We start from the raw sequence: 12658 nt of genomic DNA on the forward strand, positions 1-12658 counted from the left end.
CTAGCCAACCGCTTGCAGCGGCCGAGGTAGAGCGGCAGCCCGTTCGAGTCCAGGACCGCCAGGACCGGGTTTGGTGCCCGCGGCCATCGTCAGGGCTTCGTTGATCGAGATGTGGCCGCCGGAGGCGGTGGTCGCGACCCCTGCGCCGCGCTCCAGGTCGTTGAGGGACATGGTCACGATCGCCTGGACCGGCAGGCCACGGTGGGAGCCGAGTTCGGCGGGGTCGGCACCGGGCTGCAGCACCGCGTACACAGCGTCGTGGGTGCGCTGACCCGCGTCACGACGATCACGACACGCGGCAGCGTCCAATACCTTCGAATCGACGGCCTTGGTGGTGGCGATGCTGTCGACATCGTCGATGTTGCACATGCCCGGACGGGCGAGCTTGGCGAACACGGCATCGAGCAGCGCACGCAACTCCGGGGTGAGCCAGCCCTCGATCCACGACATCCCATCCACGCCGGGACGACCCAATATCAGGCCACGACGGCGACGGCGGTCGGCGTCGGAGACGACTTTCCCGTCGGGGTCGATACGGGCGAGAATGTCACGCCCGATCTTGGGCAAATCATCGGGCCACCCGACACGGGAATGACCGACCAGGATCTCCTCAGCCTCGACACGGCCTTCGGCAGGGATATCGGTGGGCAAGTGGTTCATCACGTCGATGATGTTGCGCACATGATCACGGGAGATATCGCCGGCCTCATAGTCTTCGGCGGTCTTGGCGAGGGTGGCCGGACGCAGGTGGCCGGTGGATTCGAAGAACTCCCCGCACTGCAGGGTGATCTTCACCCGCACCGACGCGTCGTACCTCGACAAACCCAGGGTCTGACGCAGGAACGGTACGACTTCCTCCGCCGCACTGCCCTTCGGCAGGGAACGGTCGCAGGCTTCGATGATCAGCCGTGAATCCAACGCCGACAGTTGCCTTTTGCAGGTCTCCAGGCGCTGCATCAACTCCACCACATCGCCGTCGGCGAACGTGTCGAGATTTGCGTGGAGGACGGAATTCGACAGGGCCTCGACGACGGTAGCCACTTCGGCGATACCGCACGTGTCCAGTGTCACCCCCATCGAATTCATGTACTAATTTTACCGCCGCAAACACAGCCCAGGAACACGAAATATCCTGTATTGCACAGATTTTCACATTTATGATTACGAGTTATATTGTGCCGCAGCAATAATCAAACCAGTGGAGGCCGTTTTGGGAATGACTAAATCCCCGCCATGACTGGCGAGGAGGGCGGCTGCCTCCGCGACACTTGCGGTGCCGACAGCGAGCGCAACCCGGTCGGATGGGTTCGGAACGGGCACGGCCTCCAGTTCCGCGGCTGTGAACCCCACCAGTTCGACACCCAATCGGTCGGCGGCTGACCGGATTCCGGGTTCCGAGCAGCGCCGGTCGAGGGTGGCCAGGCAGCGGATCGGGCGGTCGCCGATCACGGCTCGGATGGCGGTGAGGATGGTGTCGGTGGTTGTTCCGGGGCGTAGGCCGACTCCGACGGCCAGGTCAGGCCGGGGCATGGGTGCGGGCGAAATCGGCTGCGGTGGTGACGAATCGGGCGATGGCGGCGGGATTCCCGGCGGGGTGGGTGTGGAGGTAGGAGGCCTGGACGCGATTCACCACCGCGCCTTCGCGGACGGTCTCTCCGGCGGGTGCGCGCCAGGCCCAGGCCGCGGGAGCGGAGCTGGGAGTGACCAGGCGGGTGCGGTGGAATTCGTGGCCGCGGACGCGTTCGCCCGCGCTCCAGAGTGGGGAATCGGTGAGCGCCACGGCATCCCGGTAGCCGAGGGTGAGGCGCGGACCGAATTCGGCTTCGGCGTCGATGACTCCGGCCATGCGGTGGCCGTCGAGGGTTCGGGTCAGGTAGAGCAGGCCCGCGCATTCCGCGTGGATCGGGAGGCCGCGGCCGGCCAGTTCGGCGATGGTGGCGAGCAGGCCCGTGTTGGCGGCCAACTCGGCCGCGTGCTCTTCGGGAAATCCACCCGGAAGGACCAATCCGGCAGCATCAGAGGGCAATTCGTCTCGGAGCGGATCAAAGACCCGCACCCGCGCACCCGCAACCGCCAGCAACTCACGGTGTTCGGCATACCCGAAGGTGAACGCCGGTCCGCCTGCCATCGCCACCACTGGACCGGATTCGGCTCTCGCCCCAACCGACCCGACTGCCGACCCCGTTCGGGCCGCCACAACCGCCCCGGGTCCCGCCACCCCCACCGACCCGAATCGGGCCGCGACAACCGGTCCGGATCCCGACGCCGTCACCGACGCGGACTCCGCCCCGATCAGCGGCCCGGCTTCGGCCGCGATCATCTCGGCAAGGGGATCCCAGCCGTGACCCTGCGCGGTCGATGTTGCCAGAGCTGCCACGGCCGCGAGATCGATATGGGCTGCAACGAGATCCGTCATGGCGTCGACGGCCGAGTGGGCCGCGGAGCCGTGTTCGACGGCGGGGATGAGGCCGAGATGTCTAGAGGGCACTGCTAATTCGGCGAGGCGCGGAAGGGCGCCCAGGACGGGGAGTCCGACGCGGGCGCAGGCTGCGCGCAGGACTTGTTCGTGGCGTTCGCTGCCGACCCGGTTGAGGATGACTCCGCCGAGGCGGATTCCGCTGTCGTAAGTGGCGAATCCGTGCAGCAGGGCCGCCAGGCTCTGGCTGTGCCCGCGTGCGTCGACCACGAGTATGACGGGTGCGCCCAGCATGGCCGCGATCTGCGCGGTCGAGCCTTCGGCGATGGGTTCGGTGTGGTGTTCGTCGATGCGGCCGTCGAACAGGCCCATGACGCCTTCGACGACCGCGAGATCGCAGCCCTGGCTTCCGTGCAGGTACAGCGGCACCACGCGGTCGGCGCCGACCAGCACCGGGTCCAGGTTCCGTCCGGGCCGTCCGGCCGCCAGCCCGTGATATCCGGGATCGATGTAGTCCGGGCCCACCTTGAACGGCGCGACCCGATGCCCGGCCCGCCGCAGCGCCCCGATCAATCCGGTGGCGACGGTGGTCTTCCCGCTCCCGGATGCGGGCGCGGCGATGACGACCGCGGGCGTGTTCACCATTCGATGCCGCGCTGGCCCTTGCGGCCCGCGTCCATCGGATGCTTCACCTTGGTCATCTCGGTGACCAGGTCCGCGGCCTCGATCAGGGCCTGCGGAGCATCACGGCCGGTGATCACCACATGCTGGTTGCCCGGGCGGTTGCGCAAAGTCTCGACGACCTCGTCGACATCGACCCAGCCCCACCCGAGGGGGTAGGTGAACTCGTCCAGCACATAGAAGCGATGCTGTTCGGCCTCCAGCCGGCGCCGGATCTCCTGCCACCCGGCCAACGCGGCAGCCGCATGATCCTCGTCGGAGCCCTGCTTGCGGGTCCAGGACCAGCCCTCGCCCATCTTGTGCCACTCCACGGCCCCGCCGGCCCCGGTCTCGTCGTGCAGCTTCCCGAGGGTCCGGAACGCGGCCTCCTCCCCCACCTTCCACTTCGCACTCTTCACGAACTGGAACACCGCGACATCGAAGCCCTGATTCCATGCCCGCAGCGCCATTCCGAATGCGGCCGTGGACTTTCCCTTGCCGGGACCCGTGTGCACCGCCAGCACCGGCAGGTTGCGACGCTGCCGGGTGGTGAGGCCGTCGTCGGGGATGGACTCCGGAAGGGGAACGCCCTTGGGCATCGGTGGGGACTCCTTTCGCCGCGGCCTGGCACACCGCACTCGACGTTCACCGTGCCATACGGCCTAGGCATGCCCTCACAGCGGCCCGGTCAGAATCGACGCCGCCACCGACTCCACATACCAGGCCTCGAACTGCGCTGGGCTCCAACCGCGCTGCCGCACCAGCCAGTCGAAATTGCGCACATCCATGGCCAGCCACAGCACGTCGACAACTCTGTCGGGCGTGAAGTCGGTGCGCAGTTGCCCGGTCTCGGCCAGGTCGGCGGCGAACATCGTCATGCCGTTCCGGCGCTCGGTGAGATTCTTCTGCCAGATCTCGGCCGCGTCCTTGTCGGCGGCCGAGGCGCTCCAGACCGCGAGCATCACCTCCGCCTCGCGCGCGTGAGTTTCCGCGAGATGCCTTGCATACCTTGCCAATTTGGCGCGGGCGTCGCCGAGTTCGCGGATCTCGGTGACGAAAGCGCGGCGGGCCAGCTCGATGGGCTCGTCGTCCCCGGCGATGGTGAGGTCCACCAACTCCGACAGCAGGGTCTTCTTGTTCCCGAAGATCTTGTAGACCGTCTGCACCGCGACGCCAGCTTCCTGCGCGATCGCCGCGAGGGTGGTCGGACCGTAGCCGGAGGCCACGAACAGCGTCCGCGCCGCCGCGAGGACGGCCAACCGCGTCTGGCGGGCCTGATCCTGCCGGTGGGTGGACTCGTATCGCCTCTTGACAACCACGTCGATAGTGTAATCATCTATTGGATAGAGTATCGCTCTACCGAAAGCGAGCCGATCATGGCGAGCAACTCTCTCTCGGAACGCGGCGCCCGGGTCCTCCCGCTTCCCCCGCCGGTCTACTACCTCGCCGCCGCAGCGGGCGGCATGCTGCTCGACACCGCCGTCGCGCTACCGGTCGGCGGTCGTCCCGCGACCACCGTCGCGGGCGTCACGATCCTCGCGCTGGGCCTGATACTCGCGTGGACGGGCGTCGGCAGCGTGGTCCGGCATCGCACGACAATCGTTCCGCACCGGCCCGTTTCGGTCCTGGTGACGACGGGCGTCTACCGGATCTCCCGCAACCCCATGTACACCGGGTTGGCGGTGGCCGTGCTCGGCTTCGGTCTCGTCGCCGGGAGTTGGTGGCCGATCCTACTGCTGCCCGTCACGCTGTTCCTCGTCCAGCGGCTCGTCATCGAGCCCGAGGAGCGATATCTGACAGAACGATTCGGGGCGGAATATGCCGACTATCGGAACCGGGTCCGGCGCTGGCTCTAGAGCCCACCCGGGCTCAACAACTTTCGAAACGCACCCTAGGCCGCCCGGGTCGCACGCACCACGCCGGCGACCGCGTCACCGGTGAGTTCACCCAATTGCAGGTAGCCGGCGCGCAATTCGACGGCCATATCGCGAGCCAGGCCCAGGCGGATCATGCCGCGTTCGCAGTCGACGACCATCGAGGTGACGGCGTCGTTGGCGAGCATGCGGGCGGCAACGCGGGCACGGGGAACCGGATCGGTACCGCCGGTGGCGCGGCCATCGGTGAGGAGGACGAGCAGCGGGCGGCGGTGGGGGTCGCGGGTGCGTTCGCGGCGGATGAGGTCGCGGGCCTTCAGGAGGCCTTGGGCGAGTGGGGTTTTGCCGCCGGTGCGCAGGTCGGCGAGGCGGCGGACGGCGATGTCGACCGATGTGGTGGGCGGGAGGACCAGTTCCGCCTCCTGGCCGCGCATGGTGATGACGGCGACCTTGTCGCGGCGCTGGTAGGCGTCGCGGAGCAGGGCCACCACCGCGTTGGTCACCGCGGCGAGGCGGTCGCGGGCGGCCATGGAGCCGGAGGTGTCGACGACGAAGACGACCAGATTGCCTTCGCGGCCTTCGCGATACGCGCCACGCAGATCGTCGGCGGCGAAGGCGAGCGGGCCCGACAGGCGGCCACGCTCGAACTGGCGCGGGGCCGCCGCGAAGATGGTGCCCAGCAGGTGCAGGCCGGTCGAGGTGTCGTCGGTGGTGCGCACGACGCGGCCCTGACGGGTGCGGGCGCGGGAGCGGCGGCCGGGCGCGCCCTCGCCGACGCCGGGCACCTCCCAGCGTGGCGGCTTGGGCAGAGTGGCGGTGGGAGCGGCGACTCGACCCTCGCCACCGGGACGGTTGCCCGGGTTCCGATCAGGTCGATCGTCGGGCGGATTCTGGCCTCCCCCAGGCACATCCGGGCCGTCGTCCGGGAGATCGCCGATTTCCGTACGCGGGGCGTCGCTCGGCGCGGGGTCCGAGCCGGCAGCTGCTCCAGGCCCACCATCACGCGAGTCAGCCTCGGCACCAGGTGAATTGAGGTAGTCGGGGTTCCGGCCGGAGTCATCGGCCCCCTCCGCCGGATCCTGCGGTCCCGCACCATCGTTCGGCGGGACCGCTTCACCTTTTCCCAGGCTGTCATCCTCCTGCGCGCGGGCGGCCTCGTCGGCGGCATCGCGCATGGCGTCGTCGAGTTGCTCCTCGCTGATGCCGGGTTCGTCGAAGGGATCGCGGCGGCGCCGGTGCGGCAGGGCAAGTTCGGCGGCCACGCGGACGTCGTCCTCGGTCACCGCGGGTGCGCCGCGCCAGGCCGCGTGGGCGGTCGCGGTGCGCGCCACCACCAGGTCGGCGCGCATGCCGTCGACATCGAAGCTCGCGCACAGGGCGGCGATCCGGCGCAGCTCGACATTGTCGAGGTCGACATCGGCGAGCCGGTCGCGGGCGGTCAGAATGCGTTCGGCCACTTCACGATCCGCGGCGGCATAGCGGCCGGCGAAGGCCCCCGGATCCGCCTCGTAGTCCAGGCGGCGGCGGACGACGGCCATGCGCACGTCCACATCGCGCGAGGCGACCACGTCCACGGTGAGCCCGAACCGGTCCAGCAGCTGCGGCCGCAGCTCGCCCTCCTCGGGATTCATGGTGCCCACCAGCACGAATCGCGCCGGATGCGTGTGCGAGACACCGTCACGCTCGATGTGCACCCGTCCCATGGCGGCCGCGTCGAGCAGCACATCCACCAGGTGGTCGTGCAGCAGATTCACTTCGTCGACGTAGAGCACGCCGTGATGCGCGGCGGCCAGCAGGCCGGGCTTGAACGCCTGCTCCCCGTCCCGCAGCACCCGCTCCAGATCCAGCGACCCCACCACGCGGTCCTCGGTGGCGCCCACCGGCAACTCCACCAGCCGTGCGGGCCGCGCCCCGGACTCGTCCACCACCGGCGGCAGCAACTGCGCCAGCGCCCGCACCACGGTCGATTTCGCGGTCCCCTTCTCCCCGCGCACCAGCACCCCGCCGATGCCCGGATGCACGGCGCACAGGATCAGCGCCAGCTGCAACCGCTCCTGCCCCACCACGGCGGAGAACGGAAACCCGGCCTCATCATCGGCCGCACGGACACTCTCGGAGTAAGCCACAGGAGAAACGGACACGCCCCCAACTGTATGCGCGGGTCGCTCCCCCTCCCCGCGCGCCCCTTCCAGGCCCAATGCCCGGCGATGAAACAGCCGCGCCCGCTGTGGGTTTCACAGCGGGCGCGGGGGTGTTGCCAAGTGCGGGGTCAGCCGCGGCGCATCGGGATGTGCGGGATGCCGTCCTCGATGTACTCCTCGCCGTCGGGCTTGAAACCGTGCTTGGTGTACATGTCGAGCAGGTAGGTCTGCGCGTTCAGGCGAACGGTCGCCGAGCCCGCTTCGGCCAGGGCGGCCTGCAGCAGGCGGGTCGTGTAGCCGTGCCCACGAGCCTCCGGGGCGGTGCAGAGGCGGCCGATGCGGAAGGACTTCACGCCGTCCTCGTGCTCTTCCATGAGGCGGAGGGTGCAGATCACCTCGCCCTCATCGTCGAGCCAGAAGTGACGGGTTTCCGGCAGCAGGTCGAACCCGTCCAGTTCCGGGTACGCGCACTTCTGCTCGACGACGAACACCTCGACGCGAAGTTTCAACAGCTTGTACAGCGTCGCGGTGTCCAGGTCTTGGGACCACGACCGTTTGAGAGCAACCGTTGACATCATCGCGTCTTGCTATCACATCTAGGCGTGAGAAGCGATATCGGCGGGCTTGGGCGTGTTGTCCGAATCCAACTGGAGGGCCTTGGTGGACCAGTCCCAGACCTCGCGGTACAGGGCCTGGTTCTCCGAGAGCTTGACGCCCAGCGACGGCACCATTTCCTTGAGTTTCGGCTCCCACGTGGAGAATTCGCGCGGGAAGCAGCGCTTCATGACGTCGAGCATGGCGCTCACACAGGTCGACGCGCCCGGGGACGCGCCCAGCAGACCGGCGATGGTGCCGTCCTCGGCCGAGACAACCGCGGTGCCCAGCTCCAGCACGCCGCCGATGCCCTTGCGGCGGATCATCTGCACGCGCTGGCCGGCGATGATGAGCTCCCAGTCGGCGCTGTCGGCGCGCGGGATGAACTCCTCCATCGAGCTGATGCGGCCGTTCTGCGACTTGAGCAGCTCGGACACCAGGTAGTTGACCAGGCCCATCTCGGTGACGCCCACACCCAGCATGGAGAACAGGTTGTTCGGCTTCACCGACTTGATGAGGTCGGTCATCTTGCCGTCCTTGAGGAACTTCGGCGTCCAGCCGGCGTAGGGGCCGAACAGCAGGCCCTTCTCACCGTTGATGACGCGAGTGTCCAAGTGCGGCACCGACATCGGCGGCGCGCCGACCGACGCCTGGCCGTACACCTTGGCCTCGTGCGCGGCCACCATCTCCGGGTTGGTGCAGCGCAGGAACAGACCCGACACGGGGAAGCCGCCGAAACCGCGGATCTCCTTGATGCCGGACTTCTGCAGCAGCGGCAGCGCGCCGCCGCCCGCGCCCACGAACACGAACTTCGCGTTGATGACCCGCACCTTGTGGTTGCGCAGGTTGCGCACCTTGACCAGCCAGGAACCGTCGGACTGCTTGGTCAGGTTCAGCACGTCGTGGCCGAAGGCGATGTCCGCTCCGGACGCGCCCAGGTAGGCCAGCAGTTCCTTGGTGAGCTCGCCGAAGTCGATGTCGGTGCCGTACTCGGTCCAGTTCAGGGCGACCGGGTCGGAGAAGTCGCGGCCCTTGGCCATCAGCGGTAGTCGCCGGGCGAATTCCGCTGCGTCGTCGATGAATTCCATGCCCTCGAACAGCGGGTGCCTGGACAGCGCCGCGTGGCGCTTGCGCAGGTACTCCACGCCGTCCGCGCCGTGGGTGAAGCTCACGTGCGGGATCGGGTTGATGAAGTTCGACGGGTTGGCCAGCACGCCGTTCTCGACCGCGTACGACCAGAACTGGCGCGACACCTGGAAGCGCTCGTTGATGTCGACGGCCTTGGTGATCTCCACCGAGCCGTCCGCGTTCTGCGGCGTGTAGTTCAGCTCGCACAGGGCCGAGTGGCCCGTACCGGCGTTGTTCCACGGGTCGCTGCTCTCGGCGGCAGCGGCTTCCAGGCGCTCGAAGACGGTGATCGACCAGTCCGGCTGCACCTGTCGAAGCAAGGCACCGAGGGTGGCACTCATGATGCCGGCACCGACGAGTACTACATCGGTCTTTTCAATCGTGGCAGCGTTCGACACGGCGGGGATCGACTTCCTTGTCATTTTGGGGTCACCAGGTGGGAGTTAGGTTACCCGTCGTTCACTTGGACTCAATTCTGCCCCTGACCATTCCCGAATCCCGCGTCGAAATCCCTGAATGTGAGAGATCCCTCCCAAATGGACATCGTTGTGTCGCGGTCTATGTTGGGCGTGTGACCTCCGAAACGTCATCCACTACGTCGTCGACCACCGCCTGGCAACCCGATGTGCTGGGTGCCGACTACCAGCAGCTCACCATTCCGATGGGTCCGGATCCGGACGGGGAGGGCGATGTCGTCGCCACCCTGGTCCGCTACGCGCCCGCCGACGCCCCGGTCGCCACCCTGGCCGTGCTGTACGTGCACGGGTTCACCGACTACTTCTTCCAGGAGCACCTGGCCCAGCACCTGGCCGCCCAGGGCTACGCCTTCTACGCGCTGGATCTGCGCAAGTGCGGGCGCTCGCAGCGCGCCGGGCAGACCCCGCACTACGTGAGCGACCTGGCGCTCTACGACACGGAACTGAACCGGTCGGTGCAGGTCATCCGCGCGGAGGCCGAGCTGCCGGTGCTGGTCATGGCGCATTCCACGGGCGGCCTGGTGACCTCGCTGTGGCTGAACCGGCTGCAGGCCTCGGGTGGCGCTCGCGCGCAGGGCATCACGGGCCTGATCCTCAACAGCCCCTGGTTCGACCTGCAGGGGCCGGGCTACTACCGTTCGGTGGGTACGCCGCTGCTGGAGGGGCTGGGCCGGTTGCGGGCGTTCGCGAAGCTGCCGCTCGGCGTCTCCACTGCCTACGGCGACAGCCTGCACCAGAGCGTCTCCGGCGAATGGGACTACAACCTGGACTGGAAACCGTTGAGCGGCTACGCCGTTCACGCCGGCTGGCTGCGTGCGATTCGCCGTGGTCAATTGCGGCTGCACAAGGGCCTCGACATCGGGGTGCCCGCGCTCATCCTGCGCTCGAAGGCCACCAAGTTCATGCGCAAGTACGGGCCCGCCGCCGATCTGGCGGATCTGGTGCTCGACGTCAAGCAGATCCAGCGCTGGGCGGGCTGCCTGGGCGACCGGACCAATATCGTGCCGATCGAGGGCGCGCGGCACGATGTGTTCCTGTCCTCGGAGACGCCGCGCGCCCAGGCGTTCGCGGAGCTGGATTCCTGGCTCGAGTGGCTGGCGAAGTCACCAGAAGCTGGTGCGTAGCACCACTTCGGTGGCCAGCTCGTGGCCCGCTTCGGCGGCCACGTCGGTGACATCCATGGGGACCAGCCGGAATTCGCCGTAGACGAACCGGCTGGAACCCTCGGCCACCGCGCGCGGCAGCCGCTTGGTGGCCAGCAGGGTGGTGGGGATCTCCACCGGCGGGCAGGAGGCGTCCGTCACGGTGCCGTCCACGCCGGGCGCAGCGGGATGCCCGCCGCCGGCCACGATGAGGCTCATGAAGCGGCCGAAGCCGCGAGCGGCCAGCTGCCAGGCCAGATCCGCGCCCGCGCCGCTGCCGACCAGGTTGGCCCACGGGACCTTCAGCTGGTCGAGGATGGCGAAGACGGTGTTCGCGTCGAGACCGTCGATCGATTCGATCGCGATGGTGTGCAGGTCCGAGGTCTGCAAGCGTTCGCAGACCTGGTCGTAAACGTCGGCCGGATCGCCCGCATCGGGCAGCAGCAGGACATGGTGCCGTGTTTCGGGTCCGCCGACTCGCACCGCCCACTCGCGGTCACCGACCGTGATCCGCCGAGATTCCATGGTCAGTCACGCTACAGGAGCGCTGGAGGCGCCGAACGCGAGTCGGGCGGAAAAATGTGACGGCGGTCACTTACCGACGGACAATACCGGCAGATCCACGGGCGCACCTGCGGTGATGAGCTGTTCGAGGGCGTCCTGATCGAGGTGCTTCTCCATCAGGTCGGCCAGCAGATCCAGCTGGGCCGAGCGCACCTCGGCGACCGAAACGGATTCGGCGACAACGAAATCGGCGCGACCCGCCTGCCGGGCGACCTCGCGCAGCCAGACGCGGCGAAACTCGTCCGATTCCAGGGCTCCGTGCAGGTGGGTGCCCCAGATCGCCTCGCGCACACTGCCTTCCGGAGCGCCGTCGAGCTCGAACCACGGGTCGTCGCCGGTGTGGGTGACGCGGCCGTGGTGGATCTCATAGCCGTGTACGGGGAGATCGCGATCACCGCCGGGCACAGCATGATTCGGGACACGGCCGCTGGAGCGGCGCAGCACCTTGGGGTCGGCGAATTCGATCTCCAGGTCCAGCAGGTTCAGACCGGGAACGGTGCCCGCGGCGGACTCGACCGGGTCGACGATGGTGCGGGCCAACATCTGGTAGCCGCCGCAGATGGCGAGGATGGGCGCGCCCGCGGCGGCGCGGGCGATGAGCGCGTCGGCGATTCCGGTGCGGCGCAACCACTCCAGGTCGCTGACGGTGGATTTGCTGCCGGGGATGACCACCAGGTCGGCGCCGGCCAGCCGGGACGGGTCGCTCACCCAGCGCACGGCGACGCCCGGCTCGCAGGCCAGGGCCTCGACATCGGTGGAGTTGGAGATGCGGGGCAGCCGGAGGGCGGCGACGGTCAGCCAGTCCCGGCCCAGCGGCGCGCGGGAGCGGCCGACGGGGGCGTCGGCGACGGTGCCCAGGGAGTCCTCGGCGTCGATCCAGAGGTCCTCGGCGAAGGGGATGACGCCCAGGGTCGGGCGGCTGGTGAGTTCGGTGAGCTGGTCGAGCCCGGGGCGCAGCAGGTCCACGTCGCCACGGAACTTGTTGACGATGAAGCCGGAAATCAGGTGCTGGTCCTCGGGTTCCAGGATCGCGACGGTGCCGAACAGGTGTGCCAGCACTCCCCCGCGGTCGATGTCACCGACCAGCACGACCGGTATATCCGCGGCCCGCGCCAATCCCATGTTCGCCAGATCCGTTGCCCGCAAATTGATCTCGGCAGGCGATCCCGCACCCTCACAGATCACCACATCGAATTCGTTTCGCAACGAAGCCAATTCCTCGGCGACAATGGCGCGCAATTGCCGCCGATGCCGGAAATAGTCCTTCGCGCCGACGGTATCGACGGCCTTTCCGCGCACCACGAGCTGCGAGCGCCGATCACTGCCGGGCTTGAGCAGCACCGGATTGAACCGGACGCTCGGCTCCAGCCCGCAGGCCCGGGCCTGCAGGGCCTGCGCCCGGCCGATCTCCCCGCCGTCCAGGGTGACGACGGAGTTGTTCGACATGTTCTGCGCCTTGAACGGCGCGACCCGCACCCCGCGCCGGGCCAGCATGCGGCAGAGCCCCGCCACCACGACGCTCTTCCCCGCGTCGGAGGTGGTGCCCGCTACCAGCAGAGCGCCCTTCACCCCTGCCGCCCCCGCTGTGCGGGCAGACGGCGAAGCCCCACCGCCACAACGCTTTTCCCAGCGTACGAGGTGCTACCCGCGGCCGGCAGGGCGG

At 68.3% G+C, this 12658-nt stretch carries 12 protein-coding genes; 2 read left to right on the plus strand and 10 right to left on the minus strand.

What is annotated here, in order from left to right:
- The 5 genes from ON33_RS16390 to ON33_RS16410 form a co-directional block, all read right to left on the minus strand.
- Positions 1 to 1086, minus strand: coding sequence for a DUF222 domain-containing protein (locus ON33_RS16390; RefSeq protein WP_083869006.1), 1086 nt, complete (start codon positions 1084 to 1086; stop codon positions 1 to 3).
- Between the two features lie 75 nt (positions 1087 to 1161).
- Entirely contained in the window at positions 1162 to 1530 is a 369-nt protein-coding gene (locus ON33_RS16395) for a cobalamin biosynthesis protein (protein ID WP_040859756.1), read from the minus strand.
- Entirely contained in the window at positions 1517 to 3061 is a 1545-nt protein-coding gene (locus ON33_RS16400; protein WP_040859757.1) for a cobyrinic acid a,c-diamide synthase CobB, read from the minus strand. Before ON33_RS16400 ends, ON33_RS16395 begins: the two co-directional genes overlap by 14 nt.
- The gene (gene cobO / locus ON33_RS16405; protein ID WP_040859759.1) at positions 3055 to 3675 is read right to left on the minus strand and encodes a cob(I)yrinic acid a,c-diamide adenosyltransferase; all 621 of its coding nucleotides are present in this window, start codon (positions 3673 to 3675) and stop codon (positions 3055 to 3057) included. The genes ON33_RS16400 and cobO overlap by 7 nt, the downstream gene beginning before the upstream one ends.
- 75 nt (positions 3676 to 3750) lie before the next feature.
- Entirely contained in the window at positions 3751 to 4395 is a 645-nt protein-coding gene (locus ON33_RS16410) for a TetR/AcrR family transcriptional regulator (RefSeq protein ID WP_218001443.1), read from the minus strand.
- Positions 4396 to 4452: 57 nt separating this feature from the next.
- On the opposite strand from ON33_RS16410, the gene ON33_RS16415 reads away from it, so the two are divergent.
- Positions 4453 to 4932, plus strand: coding sequence for a methyltransferase family protein (locus ON33_RS16415; protein ID WP_218001444.1), 480 nt, complete (start codon positions 4453 to 4455; stop codon positions 4930 to 4932).
- A gap of 35 nt (positions 4933 to 4967) precedes the next feature.
- Here the strand turns inward: ON33_RS16415 and ON33_RS16420 are convergent, their stop codons facing one another.
- The 3 genes from ON33_RS16420 to mqo all read right to left on the minus strand — a co-directional run bounded on the left by ON33_RS16420 (position 4968) and on the right by mqo (position 9211).
- Positions 4968 to 7091, minus strand: a complete 2124-nt coding sequence (locus ON33_RS16420; RefSeq protein WP_245550553.1) for a magnesium chelatase subunit D family protein — start codon at positions 7089 to 7091, stop codon at positions 4968 to 4970.
- A gap of 128 nt (positions 7092 to 7219) precedes the next feature.
- A complete protein-coding gene (locus tag ON33_RS16425; protein ID WP_040859763.1) occupies positions 7220 to 7669 on the minus strand; it encodes a GNAT family N-acetyltransferase in 450 nt (149 codons plus the stop codon).
- A gap of 18 nt (positions 7670 to 7687) precedes the next feature.
- Positions 7688 to 9211, minus strand: a complete 1524-nt coding sequence (gene mqo / locus ON33_RS16430; protein ID WP_373281034.1) for a malate dehydrogenase (quinone) — start codon at positions 9209 to 9211, stop codon at positions 7688 to 7690.
- Between the two features lie 263 nt (positions 9212 to 9474).
- Here mqo and ON33_RS16435 point away from each other — a divergent pair, with 263 nt between their 5' ends.
- Positions 9475 to 10413 (plus strand): alpha/beta hydrolase, encoded by a 939-nt coding sequence (locus ON33_RS16435; protein ID WP_051152369.1) that lies wholly within the window; start codon positions 9475 to 9477, stop codon positions 10411 to 10413.
- Here the strand turns inward: ON33_RS16435 and ON33_RS16440 are convergent.
- Both ON33_RS16440 and ON33_RS16445 read right to left on the minus strand, forming a co-directional pair.
- Positions 10393 to 10956 carry an alpha/beta fold hydrolase gene (locus ON33_RS16440; protein WP_040859767.1) on the minus strand — a complete coding sequence of 188 codons (564 nt, stop codon included), beginning with the start codon at positions 10954 to 10956 and terminating at the stop codon, positions 10393 to 10395. The genes ON33_RS16435 and ON33_RS16440 overlap by 21 nt on opposite strands.
- A gap of 66 nt (positions 10957 to 11022) precedes the next feature.
- Entirely contained in the window at positions 11023 to 12564 is a 1542-nt protein-coding gene (locus ON33_RS16445) for a cobyric acid synthase (protein WP_040859768.1), read from the minus strand.
- Between the last annotated feature and the right edge of the window lie 94 nt (positions 12565 to 12658).

The sequence above is a fragment of the Nocardia niigatensis NBRC 100131 genome, assembly GCF_000308655.1.
GTDB lineage: Bacteria > Actinomycetota > Actinomycetes > Mycobacteriales > Mycobacteriaceae > Nocardia > Nocardia niigatensis.

What these genes read in the sequence shown, in the direction of transcription:
- ON33_RS16390 (WP_083869006.1), bottom strand. Translation starts at nt 1,086, where the DNA reads ATGAATTCGATGGGGGTGACACTGGACACGTGCGGTATCGCCGAAGTG.
- ON33_RS16395 (WP_040859756.1), bottom strand. Translation starts at nt 1,530, where the DNA reads ATGCCCCGGCCTGACCTGGCCGTCGGAGTCGGCCTACGCCCCGGAACA.
- ON33_RS16400 (WP_040859757.1), bottom strand. Translation starts at nt 3,061, where the DNA reads ATGGTGAACACGCCCGCGGTCGTCATCGCCGCGCCCGCATCCGGGAGC.
- cobO (WP_040859759.1), bottom strand. Translation starts at nt 3,675, where the DNA reads ATGCCCAAGGGCGTTCCCCTTCCGGAGTCCATCCCCGACGACGGCCTC.
- ON33_RS16415 (WP_218001444.1), top strand. Translation starts at nt 4,453, where the DNA reads ATGGCGAGCAACTCTCTCTCGGAACGCGGCGCCCGGGTCCTCCCGCTT.
- ON33_RS16425 (WP_040859763.1), bottom strand. Translation starts at nt 7,669, where the DNA reads ATGATGTCAACGGTTGCTCTCAAACGGTCGTGGTCCCAAGACCTGGAC.
- ON33_RS16435 (WP_051152369.1), top strand. Translation starts at nt 9,475, where the DNA reads ATGGGTCCGGATCCGGACGGGGAGGGCGATGTCGTCGCCACCCTGGTC.
- ON33_RS16440 (WP_040859767.1), bottom strand. Translation starts at nt 10,956, where the DNA reads ATGGAATCTCGGCGGATCACGGTCGGTGACCGCGAGTGGGCGGTGCGA.